Raw genomic sequence first — 21,546 nt, forward strand, 5'->3', positions numbered from 1 at the left:
GGTATGGCGGATTTGGTACAAATCCTTTCCACTTCGCTCAAACGTAAAAAAGGCGCTAATAAATTAGCGCCTTTCTTGAAAGTGGCGGAGAGATAGGGATTTGAACCCTAGATACGCTATAAACGTATGCCGGTTTTCAAGACCGGTGCTTTCAACCACTCAGCCATCTCTCCATGGCGCGTATAGTAGCGATTGACTCTTTAGCTGTAAACCCTTTATTTATAAAGAAGAAGCCAAGCGAACAAACCTCAAACGATTCGCACCTTCTATAGCCAAACTTGATGATTCTCGATCCATTCCTTGATGAGTAATCACCCATAATCAAGTAATGGTGAATGATCGAATGCTTTACTCTGATTGTATATTTCAGCAAGAAACACAAAAATAATATTCCCACAGTAAAGCTTATTGGAGTAAAATCCGCGAAAATTTATGGCCTAGATACATACTGCAGAATCCCCTCTCGGCAGCCATTACATCGCTTAAAACTAGGCTTTACAACACCGTTTATTACAAACACCGAATGCACCCAGCGTTCGAAAACTGTTTTAACTAATAGCACCCTTATTGATCTCCCCAAAAAGATCAAATAGCTCGATCAACATTGTGATTGAGGGACTTCCCCTTGATCGGAGAAAAACCGCGTGACCGATTTTATCTATAACCCGCCAATGTCCCCATGGCTGGATGTTTTACACCTAGACAAAGATATTATTGCCATCAACAAACCATCAGGTTTACTTTCAAATCCAGGTCGAGATCCCGCTCACCAAGACAGCGTATGGTCACGCGTGTTGGCAGAGCATCCACAATCTCAAATTATCCATCGCCTCGATATGGCAACATCAGGCCTGATTGTTCTCGCGCTGCGCAAGAAAGCTGAGTGCCATATGCGAAGCCAGTTCCAGCATAGGCAAACCAAAAAACTCTACTACGCAAGAGTGTGGGGAAAGGTTGAAAACAACAAAGGGGCGATTGATTTTCCGTTAAGTTGCGACTGGGAAAATCGACCATTACAAAAAGTGTGCTTCAATACAGGTAAGCCATCACTGACTCACTACAAGGTGATCTCGCGGGATCAGGGAACCACATTACTGGCGCTATTTCCGACCACAGGTCGTTCGCACCAGCTAAGGGTTCACCTTCAAGCAATAGGTCACCCGATCTTAGGGGATCAGTTCTATGCCCATGAAGAAGCTATCGTGAAGGCGCCACGGCTTCAATTGCATGCTGCGGAGCTAACGTTCAGACATCCTTATTCTGAACAAGCCATGCACATATTTGCGCCCTGCGATTTTTACCCTGATGCACCCACGCAGTTACTGCTTGGCAATCATTCTGCACAAGTGAAGCTACGCGCTTAAACGATTTTCATCGTCTCGAACGGGCCGAGCGTAGCAAAATATCATAAAATGTTTTTGCCGCTGGGCCCGTTTTCGCCCCTTTGGGGAGCGTTAAATGCAAAGGAACTTGGTACTGTTCGGCGTTTTCAACCTTCAGTACAACTACACTGTCGTTCTTGCGACTTTGCACCACATGCTCTGGTAAGCGGCAATACCCTACCCCTTGTTCTACAGCACGGAACGCATGATCAAAGTTATCCACGGTTATGCGTTGGCGTGATTTCAACCAGCCTACATCTTGCTTGTCTGATTGATGAATCTCTCGACCTAAATCACGTATCACAATTTGCGTAACAGTAGACATATCAGCCAAACACAAGTTCGGTTTCGAGGCTAGCGAGTGATAAGAAGCAACAACAGGCACCATAGACGTTACACCAAACGCTTCGGCTGGATAATTGGTGATCGGCAAATTGACGATGGCCACATCAGCTAACTCATTAACCACCATATCAGTCGTTTTTGATAGGGATGTCTCGACGATTTGAATCGAGGTTGTGCTGTTCTGCGCCACAAACTCTGCCATCGGCTTATATAGCCACGCCAGATCACACAGGTGATCAACCGCGATGGTGATTTCTGATTCGAACCCTTTCGCCAACTGCTCACTGATATCTTCTAGCTCGCGGGCTTGCTCTAGCATGGCCGTGGCACGACGCAGTAATGATTTACCGTCTTCTGTTAGTACCGCTCTGCGTCCTTGTACTTCCACAAGCGCTACCGCGAGTTGAGATTCTAATTTTTTAACTGCATATATCAGCGTGGTATGACTCTTATTCAGTGCCGTTGCGGCTGCCTGAATGCTGCCAGCCCGATCAATCTCATACAGGGTTAGCCACTGTTCTAACGTGCTCTTTAATCTCATTGGTCTAATTTTTCCACAGTTAACCGCAATATTATGAACTTTTCTGTTCGTTTTTTATAGATAAGAATAGACCCATAGCAAAGAGATGGCAGCCGATATGGTGACTGACTTTATCGACTCTTTTTTATTTATGAGGAAACATACCCATGGCTAAATTACTTCAAGTTGATTTCGATTTTAATGGTCCATTTGGCGAAGAAATGGCAACAGCACTGGTTGGTTTAGCGGAGTCTATCAACCAAGAACCCGGCATGATTTGGAAAATTTGGACCGAAAACGCACAAGATAAACTCGGTGGTGGCATCTATCTTTTTGAGGATGAAGCAACTGCCCAAGCCTATTTAGCCATGCATTCCGCACGCTTACAAAAAATGGGCGTTAATGATGTTCGTGGCGTTATTTTTGACATAAACGAACCACTAACTAGCATCAACAAAGGGCTAATGGCTTAATCGCCGTAGCAGTAAGGTAACAAGATGACCAACAAAACGTTTTTAACACTACACGGCAGCATTTATTTTGTTTTTGCATTGGCACTGTTTTTTGTACCAAGCCTTATGTGGCCTATGTACGGGGTCGAAATTAATGACCAATATGCGTATTTCTTATCACAACATACCAGTATTTTCTTGGGAGGTATTGCCGCTGTTAGCTTAATGCTGAAAGATATCGAGGCAGGTATTACCGCTAAAAAGCTATTAACGGCTCTACTCATCTCGAACATGTTAGGGGTAGTCATTACTGTGTATGCAGGTGTAACAGGCATTTTTGTTGGTTTTGGTTGGAGTGATCCTGCTTTCTTCACTTTCCTGTCTGTTCTGACGTACCTACAGCTTAAAAAGCAATAAGTAATCTGTACAGCCCAGTATATCTGCTGGGCTTTCGCTGAATATAGCGGAGCGCTTTGGGTATGGCGGATTTGGTACAAATCCTTTTCACTTCGCTCAAACGTAAAAAAGGCGCTAATAAATTAGCGCCTTTTTTGAATGTGGCGGAGAGATAGGGATTTACTGCTCGCAAGCTCGCGCCCTTCGGGCTATTGCCTTTTCGCGCCTTCGGCACGGGCAATGTGCTTTCGCTTCGCTCAGGTGAACCCTGCTCTAAGGTTCGGCACCCTATCTTCAATCACAAAATTTAGGCGAAAAAAAACCGCTGAAGTTTCAGCGGTTTTTTCGAATATGGCGGAGAGATAGGGATTTGAACCCTAGATACGCTATAAACGTATGCCGGTTTTCAAGACCGGTGCTTTCAACCACTCAGCCATCTCTCCGTAAGTGCGGCGAATAATATAGGCTCACCTAAATCATGTAAAGTATTAATTTTAATAAAAAACCCAAACACTCATAATCTAGCCAATCCGCCGCTTAGTTCAACAGATAACCCCACTCTATTATCTAAACGCATTTTATTACCCTCTCACTATGCCTCTGTTCACTTTTTTCGCCTTTGTAGTTAAGCCTAATTGCAAGCAGTTCATTCTATTCAACGGTGCTTAAATGCAAAAAATGTGAGCAATTCGACACTCGATGTTAGACGAACCCGTATCTGTTTCTATACTTAGATTTGTTAACAGTATGTTTACTATATACAAAAGCATGGTGCGTTTTTGCACCATTATGCATTGTGACAGTGTTTCACTGCCTCACAAACTTACAAAGGAAGGTACTAATGGCTAACAAATTTTCAGTTGTTTTTGCGGTACTCGCCAGCTCAACTGCACTATTTTCAGCTAATGCTTCAGCTGATGGCACGCTAGATAAAGTCATGAAACAAGGTTATGTCCAGTGTGGCGTGAGCGCTGGTTTACCTGGCTTTTCAAACCCAAACTCTAAAGGTGAATGGGAAGGGATTGATGTAGAGTTTTGCCAAGCTATCGCGGCGGCAACTGTCGGTGATAAATCAAAAGTAAAATATATTCCACTAACAGCAAAAGAACGTTTTACTGCGCTTCAATCAGGCGAGATTGACGTGCTATCGCGAAATACAACATGGACACTGCACCGTGATACCTCACTAGGGCTTAACTTTGCTGGCGTTAGCTACTACGATGGTCAAGGGTTTATGGTGAAAAAAGATCTCGGTGTTTCAAGTGCCAAAGAACTTGATGGTGCCGCTATTTGTGTACAATCAGGTACGACAACAGAGCTTAACCTTGCCGATTACTTCCGCGTAAACGGTATGAAATACAATCCTGTGGTGTTTGATACCGCCCCACAAACCTCTGCGGGTTTCGACTCTGGTCGCTGTGATGTATTAACCACCGACCAATCTGGCCTGTACGCACTTCGCTTAAACCTTAAAGACCCAGGTTCTGCAGTTGTACTACCTGAAATTATCTCTAAAGAGCCATTAGGCCCAGTTGTGCGCCAAGGTGATGACCAGTGGTTCAACATTGTTAAGTGGACGCTTAATGCCATGATTAATGCCGAAGAATTCGGTGTAACATCTACCAATGTTGATGAGATGAAAAAATCTAACGACCCAAATATTCGTCGCCTGATCGGCCTTGATGGCCCTAAAGGGAAAGGCTTAGGGCTACGCGATGATTGGGGCTACCAAATCGTCAAGCAAGTCGGTAACTATGGTGAAAGTTTCGAACGAACTATTGGCGAAAGCTCACCACTAGAAATCAAACGTGGCTTAAACGCACTGTGGAAAGACGGCGGTATTCTTTACGCAGCACCTATCCGTTAATCATCATAAATAAAGAGGCGGCATGATGCCGCCTCACTTCTTTGTTATTCCATCTAGGGACTGAGGTTGTTGTATGGCTCCTAAAACGACAGAAGCTTTAAAAACACCAAGTACATCGGATGTATCACTCCCAGCAGATAAGAAACAAAGCTTGCTCTATAATCCCACCTTCCGTGCCATTATTTTCCAAGCTTTAGCCGTTGTTGGGCTGTTTTTCTTTTTATACACCATCGTCAGCAATGCCCTTGCTAACCTCGATGCCCGCGGTATCGCCACAGGGTTTGGCTTTCTAGAGCAAGAAGCTGGCTTTGGTATTGGCTTAACCCTCATTGAATACAACGAAACTTACTCATACGGACGCACCTTTATTATCGGTTTGCTCAATACGGCATTAGTGTCTGTGCTTGGCATTCTATTGGCCACTCTATTGGGCTTTATTATCGGTATCGCCCGATTGTCATCTAACTGGATAGTCAGCCGTTTAGCGGCAGTGTACATTGAAACTTTCCGTAACATTCCACTCTTACTACAAATCTTTTTTTGGTACTTTGCGGTTTTGCAAGTGCTCCCCTCTCCACGTCAAAGCTTGAGTTTGGGTGAAAGTGTTTTCCTGAATGTACGTGGATTATATTTCGCTAAACCCGTTTTCGAGCAAGGTTCTATGTGGATGGGATTGGCACTGGCTATCGGGTTAATACTAAGTATTGCCTATGCCATTGTCGCAACACGTAAACAACGCTTAACCGGTCAGCAATCACCTATATTACGTACTGTATTGCTGCTTACTATCGGCTTACCGTTTGTTGCCTATCTTTTGTCTGGTATGCCTATCTCGCTGGAATACCCAGAACTAAAAGGCTTTAACTTTCGTGGCGGCATTAGCATCCTGCCAGAGCTTGCTGCTTTGTTGTTGGCTCTGAGTATTTATACCGCTTCTTTCATTGCTGAAATTGTGCGTTCTGGTATTAATGCGGTGAGTTATGGTCAAACAGAAGCCGCCTTAGCGCTAGGGCTACCGCAGGGGAAAACACTTCGTTTTGTCGTTATTCCACAAGCACTGCGTATCATCATCCCTCCTCTCACGAGCCAATATCTCAACCTAACCAAAAACTCCTCACTTGCGATGGCAATAGGTTATCCCGATTTAGTCTCAGTTTTTGCAGGCACAACGCTAAACCAGACAGGACAAGCGATAGAAATTATTGCAATGACAATGGGGGTCTACCTCACATTAAGTTTGGTGACATCGTACTTAATGAATATCTACAACAGCAAAGTCGCTTTGGTGGAGAGGTAATGTATGAGTAAACATCAATTCCAGCCCGACCTACCGCCACCAGCTAATACGATAGGTATTGTCGGCTGGTCTAGAAAACACCTGTTCTCATCAACGCTAAACACCATTTTAACTTTTGTTCTTGGCTATATTGCACTGATGGGCATTTGGAGTGCTTTTGATTGGGCTTTTTTAACCGCAGATTGGGTGGGAACAACCCGTGATGACTGTACCAGTGAAGGGGCATGTTGGGTTTTCATCAATGTGCGTTTTGAGCAGTTTATGTTTGGTTTCTATCCTTCCGATCAGTTATGGCGACCACAACTGTTTTACTTTACGCTCGCCATATTTATTACCTTACTTGCCATCGAGTCCACACCAGGCCGTAAATGGATTTGGCTAATTTTCGTCAATATCTACCCCTTCTTTGCTGCCATCTTGCTCTACGGTGGTTTGTTTGGGTTAGACGTTGTTGAAACGCATTTATGGGGCGGCCTATTAGTCACCCTTATTATTGCCATCGTGGGTATTGTGGTTTCGCTACCGATTGGGGTTTTTCTTGCCCTCGGCAGACGGTCAGATATGCCAATAATCCGCAGTATTTGCACTGTTTACATTGAGATTTGGCGTGGCGTACCACTCATTACCGTGCTTTTTATGGCTTCAGTAATGTTGCCATTGTTCCTGACCAGTGAAATGGAAATGAACAAGTTAGTACGGGCATTAATCGGGGTGGTCATGTTCAGTGCTGCTTACATGGCAGAAGTGGTACGTGGCGGTTTACAGGCTATCCCGAAAGGTCAATACGAAGCGGCAGATGCCTTAGGGCTGACCTACTGGCGAAAAATGTATCTAATTGTTTTACCGCAAGCGCTAAAAATTACTATTCCATCCATTGTAAACACCTTCATCGGCCTATTTAAAGACACCAGTTTAGTGCTCATTATCGGTATGTTTGATGTGCTCGGTATCGGCCAAGCAGCAAATACCGACCCCAATTGGCTTGGATTCGCCACAGAGAGCTACGTTTTTGTTGCCCTCGTCTTTTGGATTTTCTGTTTCAGCATGTCTCGTTACAGCATTTATTTAGAAAATAAGCTGCATACCGGCCATAAACGTTAAGCAAGGATAGCATTATGACAGACAGCACCATTATCACGGATCCGATGATCCAGCTAACTGATGTCAACAAATGGTATGGACAATTTCATGTCCTGAAAAACATCAACCTTAACGTTGCCAAAGGTGAAAAGATTGTGATTTGCGGCCCATCAGGTTCTGGCAAATCGACTATGATCCGTTGTATTAACCGACTGGAAGAACACCAAAAAGGCCAAATATTGGTAGCAGGAAATAAACTAACTGACGATCTTAAAAATATCGAATTGGTGAGAAAAGAAGTGGGGATGTGCTTTCAGCACTTTAACCTTTTCCCGCACTTAACAGTCTTAGAGAACTGCACGCTCGCCCCTATTTGGGTGAAAAAGATGCCGAAGAAAGAAGCCGATGACATTGCGATGCGCTACCTCGAGCGCGTAAAAATCCCAGATCAGGCAGATAAATACCCCGGTCAACTGTCAGGTGGCCAACAGCAACGGGTTGCGATTGCACGCTCGCTCTGTATGAATCCACAAATCATGCTGTTCGATGAGCCGACATCGGCACTCGACCCAGAGATGGTTCGTGAAGTACTAGACGTCATGGTAGAGCTCGCCAATGAAGGAATGACCATGCTGTGTGTGACGCATGAAATGGGTTTTGCACGGCAAGTTGCTGATAGAGTGATATTTATGGATCAAGGGGAAATCATTGAAGAAAATAACCCACAAGATTTCTTCGATAACCCTCAATCAGATCGAACACAATTATTTTTGAGTCAAATTTTACATTAACCAATCGATCAAGCGCATAATAGCCCTCTGTTTTGGTTATAGCTTGAGCAAAGGGTTGTTTTCTTTATAATGCAAAATGTGAGTTCACTCATAAAACTGGCGAGTTGTAACATTCATTTACAACTTCGATGCTCACGCTAACGAAATGTTAAGTATTATCTAGCCACTAGCTCTAAGACATATTCGTGTTAGGAAGTAATAAAATGTGGGCACAAACTTGCATTAGTGAACTTTTAACCCCATATATGTCTTAACAGATAACAATATTATTAACCCTAAGGGGAGTCTTCATGAACGATCGTAGTGTCAACCATAGTGGTGCGTACGAAAGCGTGCTTTCTACAAACAAGGTACTTCGTAATACCTACTTCTTACTTTCAATGACATTAGTCTGGTCTGCTGTTGTTGCGGGCTTCGCAATGGCGATGAACCTTCCGCATCCAGGCCTAATCATTACGCTTGTGGGTTTTTACGGCTTAATGTTCTTTACTGAAAAGAATCGTAACAACTCTATGGGTCTTGTGGGCACATTCGCACTAACAGGCTTTATGGGTTACACCCTAGGCCCTATCCTAAACATGTACGTTGGTGCAGGTATGGGTGATGCGATCATTACAGCTCTTGGCGGTACGGCACTAACATTCCTTGCTTGTTCTGCTTACGCGCTAACAACTAAGCGTGATCTATCGTTCCTTAACGGCATGATAATGGCAGGCTTCTTTGCAATTATTGCCGCTGTTGTAGCGAATATCTTCCTGCAACTACCAGCGCTTTCTCTAGCGATTAGCGCAATGTTTGTATTGTTCTCTTCAGCAGCCATTCTGTTGACGACTCAATCAATCATTCGTGGTGGTGAAACAAGCTACATTTCAGCAACGGTTACGTTGTATGTTTCTATCTACAACCTATTCTTGAGCCTACTTCAGCTACTAGGCATCATGGGTGGCGACGATTAATCGTTACTAAGAATTCTAAAAAGCACCTTCTGAGGTGCTTTTTTTATGCCTGCTATTCACACCAATACGCCATGTTCCTCCGTCAACTGAATAGAATCGCGTGTCGTTCATGCCAAGGAAAAATCGTAACTTCTACTTGCAGCCGTTCCTTTGAATCACTATTCTGGCATCGTTCCAAATGTTGAGGCGTACCATGCTTGAATTCCAAGGTAAAACTATTGAAACCGATGCTCAGGGTTACTTAAAAAACGTTGAGGATTGGACACCCGAACTTGTTCCTATGCTGGCAGAAGAAGAAACCATTGAGCTAACAGAAGCACATTGGGAAGTTGTTCATTTCGTGCGTGAGTTCTATATAGAATTCAACACCTCGCCTGCTGTTCGTATGCTTGTTAAAGCCATGGCGAAAAAGTACGGTGAAGAAAAAGGCAGTTCTCGCTACCTTTATAAGCTCTTCCCTAAAGGGCCAGCAAAACAAGCGACTAAGCTTGCAGGTCTGCCTAAGCCCGTAAAATGTATCTAGCTTAAAATGAGCAGCTCCCCATCACGGTATAGCTGCTCTTTTTTATCCAGCACCTACAAAATTTCAAAACCATCAACGTGGCGCCATTCCACCTCATCTGCTTCGACATCAGTTACCTTTGATGTTTTAGGCCCTTCTTGTAACCATGACAGTAACTGGGTTATTGCTTCTTCATGACCACACGCAAGCACCTCAACCGAACCATCAGGTAAGTTTTTCGCATATCCTGTTAAACCGTATTTTAAGCCTTCATGAGCAGTATGAAAACGAAAGCCCACCCCCTGAACTCGTCCTTTTATCCTTGCTTTTACACAAATCTGTGACATGGCTCACCTCAAGATTACATTCACATTCCCGATATAGTACTAACAGTTTTATTATCTAGCTGCGCATTAATGTTTATATAGGAACACACATGAAAGAAGTTGCTTTTCGATGGATTGATAAATACCTTATTCACCTGAAACTACAGGAAAAGTTCTATCTACTTTTTCTTTTGCCTTTTATCGCAGTTATCAGCGTCAGTGCAATTTTAGTCGATGCTGCAAGTAAACACCGTATTGAAAATACAACAAATCATGTCGTTTCAATGTCTGCATTACTCTCTTCTCAGCAGATTGAACGTTCGGATGCGATGTCTTTACTTATCAACAGTGGTGTACATGTAGGCTCGGGTGAAATTTCTTCTACCGTTCAGGGGATGAACTACACCATTAGTGCTGTTGAGTCAGCCAGCGTATTCAGTTATTTATCGCCACTTCAAATTGGTTTTTCTACTGTATTGCTGATCATTATGTTGGCATCGGTATATTACATCATGTCTTTCATTGGTGGTGCGATGTTTACTATGCACAAAGCACTACAAGGCTTGGCTGATGGTGATTTAACAGGCCGCTTAAATTTCTTCCCAGTACGTGATGAATTCAGCATGATTGCCATTACAATTGACCGCGTAGCAGAGCGTGAGCAAAAACTGGTTCAGGCAACACAAGAAGCTACGGCATTAATGCAGCAAATCAGCAGTCAATTACGCCAGAGTACCCTACAAAGCGAATCACTTTCTTCAGGGCAACAGCAACACCTTGATTCACTTGCCAGTGCAACAGAAGAGATGGCTTCATCTATTCGTGAAGTTGCCACACATGCTCACGATACATCCGATCAAACTCGTGAAGCGCAAGCGGTAAGCGAAAAAGGCCGTGAGCAAGTTAATGCAACTAAATCGGCAATCTCAACTCTATCAGGCGAAATAAACCAAGCCTCTGAAGCGGTTAACGAGCTTGATAGCAATGCTGCAAAAATCGATGACGTTGTCACCACCATCAATAGCATTTCTGAACAAACTAACCTTCTCGCATTAAATGCCGCTATTGAAGCAGCGCGAGCTGGTGAACAAGGACGTGGTTTTGCTGTGGTTGCCGATGAGGTACGTACGCTTGCAGGGCGTACCCAGAGTGCCACTGTTGAAATTCAGCAAATGATTGAAGCATTGCAAGCTAATAGCCAGCAGCTGATGTCAGTAATGAAAAACACAGTGGAGAATGCATCTAACAGCGAACAACTAATGGATAATGTTGATAATGAAATCGGCCAAATTACCGAACGTAACCAACAAATTTCCGATCGTAGTACAGAGATTGCAGCCGCTGCAGAGCAACAAGGGGCTGTCGCTGATAACATCGCTAACAGCGTAGAACAAGTACGCGGGCAGTCACGTCAAATTGCAGAGATGATTTCAGCATCATCCAGTGAGATTGAACGCTTGAATCAACAAGCTGATGTACTGGAGTCGTTAATGAGCGGTTTAAAAGCCTAGTTTAGCTTTGCCTTATCAAACGACTCAAAAGACAAGTTGCTTCTGCGACTTGTCTTTTCTTTATGTGCGGCCTAATCCCCTCGCGACGAGCTAAAGCACAATATTCTCTGTGAAGCGGCTCAATACCTTGTTCAGATTGGTATTACGGCCAGAAGTTGCTATTATGCGCCCCAATCTGAATACCCTATTAGGCTCGTCATGACAGCATCTATCTATTTGGTTAAGGGACGTGAAAAGTCGCTTCGCCGCCGTCACCCTTGGATTTTTTCTCGCGGCATTCAACGCATTGAAGGTAAACCTGAACTGGGCGATACAGTTGACGTTTACGATCACAAAGGCGAATGGCTTGCTCGTGGTGCATTCTCACCACAATCTCAAATCCGTGTTCGCGTTTGGACGTTTGACAAAAAAGAAAAAGTTGATGTTAACTTCTTCATTAATCGCATTCAAAAAGCGCAAGGTTTACGTGACATTTTAGCTGAACGTGATGGTCTGACTGGTTACCGCTTAATTGCAGCAGAATCGGATGGCCTGCCAGGTATCACTATCGACCGTTACCAAGACTACTTTGTTTGTCAGCTACTAAGTGCAGGTGCAGAAGCACAAAAAGACGCACTGATTGAAGCACTAAATACGTGCTACCCAGATTGTAATATTTACGAACGTTCTGATGTTGCGGTTCGTAAAAAAGAAGGCTTAAAACTTCGAACTGGCGTACTTTCAGGCCAAGAGCCACCGCAGTTTGTAGTCATTGAAGAAAATGGCGTAAAAATCAACGTTGATATTATGGGTGGTCACAAAACAGGTTTCTACCTAGACCAACGTGATAGCCGTGAAGCAGCGGTGAAATACGTTAACGGTAAGCGCGTACTTAACTGTTTCTGTTATACCGGCGGCTTTGGTTTATACGCACTGAAAGGTAACGCAAGCAAAGTTGTGAACGTTGATGTTTCTCAACACGCACTTGATACCGCTCGCTTGAATACTGAAATTAACGGTCTTCCAGTCGAAAACGCTGAGTTCTTAAATGCTGATGTATTTAAGCTGCTACGTGAATATCGTGAACGCGGTGAGCTATTTGATGTTGTGATTATGGATCCACCTAAATTTGCTGAGTCGAAAAACCAGCTGGTTGGTGCTTGCCGTGGTTACAAAGATATCAACATGCTAGCCATGCAAATCCTTAAGCCTGGCGGTACGCTTCTGACTTATTCTTGCTCTGGTTTAATGGATAATAATTTATTCCAAAAAATCATTGCAGATGCAGCACTAGATGCACACCGTGAAGTACAGTTTATTGAGCGTTTTAGCCAAGCGGCAGACCACCCTCTAGACAGTGCTTACCCTGAAGGTTTCTATCTGAAAGGTTTTGCGTGTTACGTTAAGTAATCGTACATTACCTGAAAATAAAAACATAAGCCCAGCAAATGCTGGGCTTATTATTGATCACATAACTATTTCTATTAAAAGTTACTTTTTAGCTTCACAAAGAACTGATCTTGACCGAGTGTTTTGTCTAAGCCGCGTGCATAACCAAATGACACAGGCAGGATAAAGTTATAACCCAGTTTCGCTTCTACGGTTAGCTGCAAACCAGCCCCCGTGAGTTGCTTTCTTTCCTGACCGCTATCCCACATTGCACCAGAGTCAACAAAGACAGAACCTGAAATATCACCTAAACCAACCGGGTAAAGATCCCAGTTTTTCTCGACGCGCCCAAGCCAAGATTCAAGCTCTAAACGCTGCGTGAAATAGCGATGGCCTCGTTGAACATTATCACCGTAACCACGTAACGCTTGGGTATCACGGCCAAAACGTATCGCTTCTTCCGCTGTATTACTGCCACCTAATCGAAATGCTTTTGCTTCGCTGTCGGCATAGCCCGCACCAAGACGCGCAGTTAATGTCATACGAGATGGTAGATCCCATGTTCCTAGCCATTGCGCTTGATATTTCTGGCCTTGGTAGTCGGTTTTAAAAGCGTCATTGGTTTCTACAATAAGGTCAGCATAATGTCCCCACCCTGTGCCAGGCACATTTAAATAGCGTTCGCGATTATCAAACACAACCCCAAGCCCCACTAAGGCCTCATTAGCACTATTAAAAGGTTTTAAGCCGCTGTTGGTCGGTTCAGATTCAACCGCTTCATGATTCCATACCGCACCCGCATTAAGACTTAACTGATCTTCAAAAGCATTGACAATATTCATGCGCTGAATAGCAAGATTATCTTCGCTCGATATACGGTATTGATCCTTCCCTTTTTTCGCTTTTTCAAATTCATAGCTACGAGAAGCAGACACAAGCCAGCGCGTATCATACTCATATTGTAAATTATAGTTTGCCAAGCTATTAGAAAAATCCCAACTTGCAGAAACTTGGTAACTATGACGATTTAATGCATCCGTACCAGAAGTGGTTACACCCACTAATGACTGTTGATCATCAATACTTAGTATAGGTAACCAACTTCGAGGATAGATGGTTGAAAGTGCACTGTAAGGCTCTGGCTGAGATTTTTCGACCGAGTTTGCAACTGCTGGTGGATAATTGTACCGTCCTTGCTTACTCGTGATATTGAATCTCTCAATGGCGTTTGGCGCCTGTATTTTCCGTAACGCATAGCCTTTTGAACCATAGGCTTGATAAACTAAACCTAACCCCGGTTGCCATTGTGGGTCAAAGGCTCCACCAACTTCACTTGTCCATTGCTCGACGTCGCCACTATTAAGGTCCATGACATAAATATTATAAACCCCATCATAATCAGCGCTGTACATCACACGGCCATCAGGCAGTATGACAGGTGTACTTTCAATCGCTTTTGTATCTGTTAAGGCTTGCCACTGCTGCGTGGCTAAATCAAACCGTTCAAGATTCCAACCTTGCTGTGGTCGCTTCAAACTTGCGATTAATGCTGAACCATCAGCAGTAACTGCATAGTTACCTAATACAAATTCTTCTTTACCTTGCCATAACTTTTCTTGGTGACTATCAGCTTTCGCGTCAATCAACCATAATTCGCTAAGTCCATCAACTTTACGACTCGTGATTAACTGCTGACCATTTGGCATCCAGCGAACTTTCTGGAATCGAGAATGATCGGTAATACGTGTCCAGCTATCATTTTTATAAATGAAAACATCATTCGTTACACGCCCATCGACATAACTAATGGCGCGAGAAGCTGCAATACCCGCTTTAGGATGAACGTCAAGCGCTGCAATACCTTTGGTATTCACCACAGCTTTCCACTGAGTATCACCACTATTTTGCTCTAAGGTACTCAGCACTGGACGATCTTCACCATTTGACAAGTTAACCAATAGTCCGAGTTCACTAGGAGCTGTTATTTGCGGATAAGGGTTAGTTTGAATGTCCTGACCAATAACAGCATGGGTTTCAAGGCTAGTAATTTGCGCCGCATATTTTTGACCAAGATACTGTTCGAAGTCTTGCCACAGCGTTATAAAATCTTTTCCAAACGCTCTCTCAGCTGAACCGCTGATAAAGAAATAAGGAATAACTTTACGGCTATAGTCTTGCATATAATCTTCAATGGCTTTTTCACCATAGGTTGACGCTAAATACTCATAAAAATAGGCGCCATAAAGGTAATGCGTATTGAAAGGTTGTTCTCGCGCAGAAGAAACCACTTGTTTTAGCGACTTCTGCCCTTGCGCAACTTCCATTCGCATTTGCATATCGAACATATTGCTTTGCAAACGCCCATAGCCAAGGGCTTTGTTGGTTTCTAAATAAACCGCTAAGCCTTCAACAAGCAAGGTTGGGGTAAGCGCATGTGGGAACAAAAAGGCATGTCGTCCTAAAACATGACGAATACCTTTCACTGCCCCATTACCCAATTCCATTTGCATAATGTGAGTGTATTCATGTCGTATCAAAGTATGCATCCACTCATCATTTGAGCTTAAGCTGCTTGATTCATTTGGTGGCGACATATACAGGCGAATTTGAGGGTAAGGTACAGGAATTGCTGAGCCGTTTGACTCATCAAGATCATCAACAAGAACGAGTTGTGTCTTTAGGTTTGGGGCTGTTTTAAAAAATGGAAGTAATTCTGTATGCACTCTTTCAGCAATGTTTAATGCTCGGCTAGCATCTTGCTCATTACCAGTACGAAAGCTAATTGAAAAGTGTGCTGATTCTTGAGTAAGCCAGCTTTGATCTTGTTTATCCCATGCAACAGGCTCAGCCGCCACGTTGGGAGCAATAACCAAAGGCGCTACTAGTGCACCGACTAAGGCAAAAGGCGTAAGTGTTTTTTTCATAAATCCATATCTTATTATTGCCTGATGTAATATAGGCATATTTTTATATTCAATGCTGTTGTGATTCACAGTTCGCAAGCTTAAATAAAACCGCTATTCCTAATTAAATATGCAGTTCGCGCAGCACGACAAAATGACGCACGAACTAACAACCAAGAAAGTGAACAGTGTTTTATTGAGTGGCAATATAAGCATAATTTGCTTAGTAATGTCTAGTAAATTGAGCAATATTTAAAAAACGAAGAAAGATCTGCCCACTATTTTCCTCACTTAAATATAAAACCGTCCCTAATGGATTAACAATAATGCTTAGTAACCAGAGGTAAAGTATCAAACTTATATAACAATTTAGGCGATACTATCCCTTGCTACATTCATTTTCTGTTAAAGTGGACGGTGTAAATTATCAAGCTGCGATATCACGCATTGACTCAAGGATAAGATATGAAACTTCGAACCGCATTTATTGCGCTTGCTGCTGCAAGTGTGAGCCTACCTGCGCTAGCTGACGTAACACTAACACTGCCATCAACTGCTGAACTCGTTCTAGTAAATGGAAAGAGTGCTGGAGGTAACAACACCTTAACGCTAAAAGATGGCGCTAACCAAGTTGCATTCCGTTACGAAGGCGGTTACCGCGAAAATGGTGATTACTCGCTATTTAGCTCGAATGTTATGATCATTAAATTTGATGCGGCAAATGCTGATTACACGCTAAAGCTACCGAAAATCACTTCAGAGATTGAAGGCAACCGCTTCAATAAAAAGCCGGTTATTAACCTAACTGATGCAAGTGGTAAAGCGGCCAATTTTGAACAAGGTCGCCTTATTAAAAATGGCATCCAATTTGGTCGTGATTTTGAAGCCGAAATTGCAGCTTATAACCAAACATCCCAGCCAGCCGCACTTGCAGGCGCAGTTGCTGTAACAACACTACCAGCTGTTATATCGCCAACAACACCGGCAAAAAACAATGCTGCCCCTGTGGTACAACAAGGTGAGAATACAGCTGAAAACATGCTGAACTACTGGTATTCACAAGCTGATGAGGCAACAAAGGCACGCTTTAAAGCACGTATAAGCCAGTAACATACCCGCAATTTAATTAAGCGCAACACAGTGTTGCGCTTAGTTCAGTCCCCCTGGCTTCCTACCTTCTCCCACTTGATACGCCATGTTAGCGCTATAAAATTGTCAATTACCGACTTAGGCACCAAGCCTAGAGTCGCAACCCTATTCTTACCTAATTACCTCAACAATCTATCACACTCTAATTTATCAACATTTCACCAGCATACCCCATAGGAATACTGCTATTTTATTAAGTTACCGCTGCAAAATAAGTGGGATTTTGTTGCATGAAATCAACATCCATTTGGGACTAAGTATGTAAAACTAGACATTTTTAAGTGAATCATTTCAGGCCTTATCTATAGTTGATTTACGGCAAATATAAAGTTTCACCTTGTCGTTACAGAATGCGAATTTCATTACTATTATTTAAGGATGATGTCATGAACCACTCGAAACAAGGAAAGGCACTCAAGCAAAGCTTTATGCTTAGTACACTTGCCGTTTCATGTGCTCTAGCTTTTAATGCACAAGCTGCAATGGATTGTAGCAACATAGAGACTTGGAACAGTACTACGGCTTATAGTGGTGGCACCCAAGTACAAGAAGCGAATAAAGTCTTTAAAGCAAATTGGTGGACACAAGGAAATAACCCAGCCTCGCACTCAGGCGCTCACCAAGAGTGGAGTTTTGTTGACGACTGTATCAATGGTGGGACTAACGAATTACCAACAGTTGCCATCACCTCCCCTTCATCTTCCGATGCAATTGTTACTGGTGATCTGGTTGCCATTACAGCGAGTGCTGCAGATGCTGACGGAACTGTCGCTAAAGTTGAATTCTATGTAGGCGCAACCTTGCTTGCGACTATTACCCAAGCACCTTATGTAACGAATTGGACTGCCGTTACAGGTAACCAAGCCATTAAAGCCATTGCTTTCGATGACAAAGGCGCGACAGCTGAATCTGTAACAACCGTGAATGTTACAGATTCATCTAATACTGTGCCAACAACGGCTGTGACACTTTCAGCCAATAACATCACGCTCGGCGATGTCGTCACCTTAACAGCGACAGCCTCCGATACCGATGGCACTGTGGCTAAAGTTGATTTTTACGTTGATGGTGCACTAGTAGGAACAGCAGCAACCGCGCCATATACATTGGCTTATACCACGGCTAAAGCGGGCTCACTAAAGGTATTTAGCCGCGCCACCGATGATTTAGGCGCTACGGGAGATTCGGCAATTGTTTCACTGACCGTGAAGAACGGCGCAGTTGTGAATAACTGTCGTCCTGATGGCCTATACCAAACTGAAGGGGTCAATGTTCCATATTGTACTATTTATGATCAAGATGGCCGTGAACAGATGGGGGCTGACCACCCTCGCCGTGTGATTGGTTATTTCACAAGTTGGCGCTCTGGTGATGACCCACAAGCACAATACCTTGTTAAAGACATTCCATGGGAACAACTGACCCACATTAACTACGCATTCGTGAGCATTGGTTCAGACGGTAAAGTGAATGTTGGCGATGTCACAGATCCGAACAATGCTGCAACAGGTAAAGAATGGCCAGGCGTTGAGATTGACCCAACACTCGGCTTCAAAGGCCACTTTGGTGCACTGGCAACCTATAAGAAGAAACACGACGTTAAAACACTGATTTCCATTGGTGGCTGGGCTGAAACTGGCGGTCACTTTGGTGCTGATGGCAAACGTGTTGCCGATGGTGGTTTCTACACTATGACCACCAATGCTGATGGCTCTATTAACCATGCAGGTATCGAGAAATTCGCAACGTCAGCAGTGGAAATGCTGCGTAAGTACCAATTTGATGGTTTAGATATTGACTATGAGTACCCAACCTCTATGGCGGGTGCAGGTAACCCAGACGATAAAGGTTTCATGGAACCTCGCCGAGCTTACCTATGGGCTTCGTACCAAGAGCTGATGAAAGTATTACGTCAGAAGCTGGATAATGCATCTGCGCAAGATGGCATTCACTACATGTTAACCATCGCGGCACCATCGTCAGGCTATCTACTTCGCGGTATGGAAACATTCGACGTTACCAAGTACCTCGATTACGTCAATATCATGTCGTATGACTTACACGGTGCATGGAATGACCATGTTGGCCATAATGCTGCGCTTTACGATACAGGTAAAGATTCAGAGCTAGCAATGTGGAATGTCTACAACACTGCGGCATACGGCGGTATTGGTTACTTAAATACTGACTGGGCATACCACTACTTCCGAGGTTCAATGCCTGCAGGGCGTATCAATATTGGTGTTCCTTATTATACCCGCGGCTGGCAAGGTGTAACTGGTGGTGAGAATGGTTTATGGGGCCGTGCGGCACTACCAAACCAAGCTGACTGTGCGCCAGGTACTGGCGAAGGTCAGAAGAACAACTGTGGTAACGGTGCTCTGGGTATCGATAACATGTGGCACGATCTCAACTCTGCTGGTAACGAGATGGGAGCGGGTTCCAACCCAATGTGGCATGCGAAGAACCTTGCGCAAGGTATTTACGGCACCTACACCGCAGCTTACGGTTTAGACCCAGTTAATGATCCACAAGATAAGCTGGTAGGTACGTATACTCGTCACTACGACAGCGTCGCTGTAGCACCGTGGTTATGGAACGCAGAGAAAAAAGTATTCCTCTCAACGGAAGATAAAGACTCTATCAATGTCAAAGCTAATTACGTCATCGACAAAGGCATTGGTGGCATCATGTTCTGGGAGCTTGCAGGGGATTACAACTGTTATGTACTCGATGCCAATGGTAATCGTACTGGCGTAGACGTCAGTGAAATGTCATGTAAGAACGGGACTGGTGAATACCATATGGGTAACACTATGACCAAAGCAATGTACGAGAAGTTTAAGTCTGCAGCGCCTTACGGTAATAAGGTTGCAACAGGGGCGATTCCGACAGAAGCACTCGACATTACTATCTCTGTAGGTGGGTTCAAAGTCGGTGATCAGAACTACCCAATTAACCCTAAAATCACCTTCACCAATAATACGGGCCATCCGTTACCTGGTGGCACTGAGTTCCAATTCGATATTCCAACCTCTGCGCCTGATAATGCGAAAGATCAATCAGGTGGTGGTCTGAAAGTTATCGCATCTGGTCATACTCAGGCAAACAACATTGGCGGTCTAACGGGTGAAATGCACCGTGTGGCCTTTACGCTGCCATCATGGAAAGAATTGCCAGCAGGCGGTACTTACGAACTTGATATGGTTTACTACCTACCTATCTCTGGCCCTGCAAACTATGCGGTCACTGTGAATGGTAAAGAATACGCCTTTAAGTTTGAGCAACCTGACTTACCAATTGGTGATATCAGTGGCGGTAATAACGGTGGCAAATGTAGCACTGTAGGCCTTAACGTCTACCCTAATTGGCCACAGACCGACTGGGGAGGCAAGCCAAGCCATGCTAACCAAGGCGATAAAATCGTACACAGTGGCGTCGTCTATAAAGCCAACTGGTGGACAAGTGCAATTCCTGGCAGTGGTGGCAGTTGGACTAAAGTGTGTAAGGTGAAATAACATCTGTTAATCACGTATCAAGTGCAGGGATTGCCCTGCACTTTTTTATTCCCAGTTCTCATACTCTATCGTCATCAGTAACAATCTGGTTACCCTCATCTTTTCCAACGGCAAGCTTACATTGGCTCTAACAGTGAAAATCTGCGACAAATCGCTCAAAAACCGACCAAACAGTTCAACAGTTACATTTCCTCACTTTTATCTGGTTAAAATATTCATTCACATTAAAATACAGATACTTATTATTAAATAATCACCATTTTTGTTCATTAACCCATTTGGCCTTGTAGGATTAACTAAACTTCAATTAAACAGCGTTTGGTTTATAAGCACTTGTTATTAGTATCTAAGAATCAACCACGTTAAAATAATCCTAGGATTTTAACTCTTTTATCATGTATCTCATTGTAAGAAGCATAGCTAAACATATTCATTTTTTATGGTAAAGTCTGACTCCAATTTTTAATTTACTAATTAAATGAGTATTTAAGGAAAATGAAAAGGTTCACTCGTCTAGTTTTATTGGCTTTGTGGTTTGTATCTTTTAACAGTCTTGCTGCGAACTTCACTCAGCAAACCAATAAAACACAGACACAAGATGTTGTAATTAAATACGCATTTAAAGCTGCAAAACTTGAAAATATAATGGATTATCAATTATTTAAAGATGGTTATTTAGCTTATGATCATACAAAAAATAAAAAGAAATCAATATTAACCATTATTGACTACAGCAAACCATCCACACAAAAACGATTCTATGTGATTGATTTAAAAAGAAACAAGCTACTTTACTATACCTATGTCACCCATGGTGTTAATAGTGGTGGCAAGGTTGCTAATCGTTTTTCTAACGTTGTAAATTCAAAACAAACCTCTTTAGGTACTTTCCTGACTGATACGACCTACCAAGGTGGTAATGGCTACTCACTTAAATTAGATGGTTTAACAAAAGGTATCAACGACAACGCTCGACGTCGTTACATTGTTATCCACGGCGCTGACTATGCCAATGAAAGCTTCATTAAGCGCAATGGTTACTTAGGCCGTAGTTGGGGATGTCCTGCATTACCAAAAGCCCTTTCAAAATCAATTATTAATACCATTAAAGGTGGAAGTGTTATTTACGCTCACGCTTAATAAAGTAAAGCATAAATAAATTCTTCGGTATTTATTTATCATA

The 21,546-nt window shown here is 43.3% G+C and carries 17 protein-coding genes and 2 tRNA genes; 14 read left to right on the top strand and 5 right to left on the bottom strand.

The annotated features are described in order from the left end of the window. Nucleotides 1–82: 82 nt before the first annotated feature. Nucleotides 83–173, bottom strand: a tRNA-Ser gene (locus tag L4C35_RS17225). Between the two features lie 471 nt (nucleotides 174–644). On the opposite strand from L4C35_RS17225, the gene L4C35_RS17230 reads away from it, so the two are divergent. Further along, nucleotides 645–1,364, top strand: a complete 720-nt coding sequence (locus L4C35_RS17230; RefSeq protein WP_428464050.1) for an RluA family pseudouridine synthase — start codon at nucleotides 645–647, stop codon at nucleotides 1,362–1,364. Between the two features lie 7 nt (nucleotides 1,365–1,371). Here the strand turns inward: L4C35_RS17230 and L4C35_RS17235 are convergent, their stop codons facing one another. Next, nucleotides 1,372–2,268 carry a LysR family transcriptional regulator gene (locus L4C35_RS17235; RefSeq protein WP_428464051.1) on the bottom strand — a complete coding sequence of 299 codons (897 nt, stop codon included), beginning with the start codon at nucleotides 2,266–2,268 and terminating at the stop codon, nucleotides 1,372–1,374. Nucleotides 2,269–2,414: 146 nt separating this feature from the next. On the opposite strand from L4C35_RS17235, the gene L4C35_RS17240 reads away from it, so the two are divergent. Then, the gene (locus tag L4C35_RS17240; protein ID WP_428464052.1) at nucleotides 2,415–2,720 is read left to right on the top strand and encodes a monooxygenase; all 306 of its coding nucleotides are present in this window, start codon (nucleotides 2,415–2,417) and stop codon (nucleotides 2,718–2,720) included. A gap of 24 nt (nucleotides 2,721–2,744) precedes the next feature. After that, the gene (locus L4C35_RS17245; RefSeq protein WP_428464053.1) at nucleotides 2,745–3,116 is read left to right on the top strand and encodes a hypothetical protein; all 372 of its coding nucleotides are present in this window, start codon (nucleotides 2,745–2,747) and stop codon (nucleotides 3,114–3,116) included. 331 nt (nucleotides 3,117–3,447) lie between these two features. Here L4C35_RS17245 and L4C35_RS17250 read toward each other — a convergent pair. Beyond that, nucleotides 3,448–3,538: transfer RNA gene (locus L4C35_RS17250), tRNA-Ser, on the bottom strand. 398 nt (nucleotides 3,539–3,936) lie between these two features. Between L4C35_RS17250 and L4C35_RS17255 the strand changes: the two genes are divergently transcribed. The 6 genes from L4C35_RS17255 (at nucleotide 3,937) to L4C35_RS17280 (ending at nucleotide 9,609) form a co-directional block, all read left to right on the top strand. Beyond that, entirely contained in the window at nucleotides 3,937–4,962 is a 1,026-nt protein-coding gene (locus L4C35_RS17255) for an amino acid ABC transporter substrate-binding protein (RefSeq protein ID WP_428464054.1), read from the top strand. 73 nt (nucleotides 4,963–5,035) lie between these two features. Further along, complete coding sequence (locus tag L4C35_RS17260; RefSeq protein WP_428464055.1) at nucleotides 5,036–6,259, top strand: amino acid ABC transporter permease; 1,224 nt, start codon at nucleotides 5,036–5,038, stop codon at nucleotides 6,257–6,259. Between the two features lie 3 nt (nucleotides 6,260–6,262). Beyond that, nucleotides 6,263–7,360: an amino acid ABC transporter permease gene (locus L4C35_RS17265; protein WP_428464056.1), complete on the top strand. Its 1,098-nt coding sequence runs from the start codon at nucleotides 6,263–6,265 to the stop codon at nucleotides 7,358–7,360. A gap of 14 nt (nucleotides 7,361–7,374) precedes the next feature. Then, nucleotides 7,375–8,130 carry an amino acid ABC transporter ATP-binding protein gene (locus L4C35_RS17270; RefSeq protein ID WP_428464057.1) on the top strand — a complete coding sequence of 252 codons (756 nt, stop codon included), beginning with the start codon at nucleotides 7,375–7,377 and terminating at the stop codon, nucleotides 8,128–8,130. A 290-nt stretch (nucleotides 8,131–8,420) separates the two neighbouring features. Then, a complete protein-coding gene (locus tag L4C35_RS17275; protein ID WP_428464058.1) occupies nucleotides 8,421–9,086 on the top strand; it encodes a Bax inhibitor-1/YccA family protein in 666 nt (221 codons plus the stop codon). A gap of 193 nt (nucleotides 9,087–9,279) precedes the next feature. Continuing rightward, nucleotides 9,280–9,609 carry a TusE/DsrC/DsvC family sulfur relay protein gene (locus L4C35_RS17280; protein ID WP_428464059.1) on the top strand — a complete coding sequence of 110 codons (330 nt, stop codon included), beginning with the start codon at nucleotides 9,280–9,282 and terminating at the stop codon, nucleotides 9,607–9,609. A 53-nt stretch (nucleotides 9,610–9,662) separates the two neighbouring features. Here the strand turns inward: L4C35_RS17280 and yccX are convergent, their stop codons facing one another. After that, nucleotides 9,663–9,935 carry an acylphosphatase gene (yccX, locus tag L4C35_RS17285; protein WP_428464060.1) on the bottom strand — a complete coding sequence of 91 codons (273 nt, stop codon included), beginning with the start codon at nucleotides 9,933–9,935 and terminating at the stop codon, nucleotides 9,663–9,665. Between the two features lie 89 nt (nucleotides 9,936–10,024). Between yccX and L4C35_RS17290 the strand changes: the two genes are divergently transcribed. Both L4C35_RS17290 and L4C35_RS17295 read left to right on the top strand, forming a co-directional pair. Continuing rightward, nucleotides 10,025–11,425 carry a methyl-accepting chemotaxis protein gene (locus L4C35_RS17290; RefSeq protein ID WP_428464061.1) on the top strand — a complete coding sequence of 467 codons (1,401 nt, stop codon included), beginning with the start codon at nucleotides 10,025–10,027 and terminating at the stop codon, nucleotides 11,423–11,425. A gap of 198 nt (nucleotides 11,426–11,623) precedes the next feature. Next, the gene (locus tag L4C35_RS17295) at nucleotides 11,624–12,814 is read left to right on the top strand and encodes a class I SAM-dependent methyltransferase (RefSeq protein ID WP_428464062.1); all 1,191 of its coding nucleotides are present in this window, start codon (nucleotides 11,624–11,626) and stop codon (nucleotides 12,812–12,814) included. 74 nt (nucleotides 12,815–12,888) lie between these two features. Here L4C35_RS17295 and L4C35_RS17300 read toward each other — a convergent pair whose 3' ends face one another. Next, the gene (locus tag L4C35_RS17300) at nucleotides 12,889–15,717 is read right to left on the bottom strand and encodes a hypothetical protein (protein WP_428464063.1); all 2,829 of its coding nucleotides are present in this window, start codon (nucleotides 15,715–15,717) and stop codon (nucleotides 12,889–12,891) included. 444 nt (nucleotides 15,718–16,161) lie between these two features. Here L4C35_RS17300 and L4C35_RS17305 point away from each other — a divergent pair, with 444 nt between their 5' ends. The 3 genes from L4C35_RS17305 (at nucleotide 16,162) to L4C35_RS17315 (ending at nucleotide 21,503) form a co-directional block, all read left to right on the top strand. Further along, nucleotides 16,162–16,806 carry a YccT family protein gene (locus tag L4C35_RS17305; RefSeq protein WP_428464064.1) on the top strand — a complete coding sequence of 215 codons (645 nt, stop codon included), beginning with the start codon at nucleotides 16,162–16,164 and terminating at the stop codon, nucleotides 16,804–16,806. 425 nt (nucleotides 16,807–17,231) lie between these two features. Further along, nucleotides 17,232–20,363: a chitinase C-terminal domain-containing protein gene (locus L4C35_RS17310; RefSeq protein ID WP_428464065.1), complete on the top strand. Its 3,132-nt coding sequence runs from the start codon at nucleotides 17,232–17,234 to the stop codon at nucleotides 20,361–20,363. Between the two features lie 495 nt (nucleotides 20,364–20,858). Further along, nucleotides 20,859–21,503, top strand: a complete 645-nt coding sequence (locus L4C35_RS17315) for a murein L,D-transpeptidase catalytic domain family protein (protein WP_428464066.1) — start codon at nucleotides 20,859–20,861, stop codon at nucleotides 21,501–21,503. Nucleotides 21,504–21,546: the final 43 nt, after the last annotated feature.

This window comes from Photobacterium kagoshimensis (genome assembly GCF_050337045.1).
Lineage (GTDB): Bacteria > Pseudomonadota > Gammaproteobacteria > Enterobacterales > Vibrionaceae > Photobacterium > Photobacterium kagoshimensis.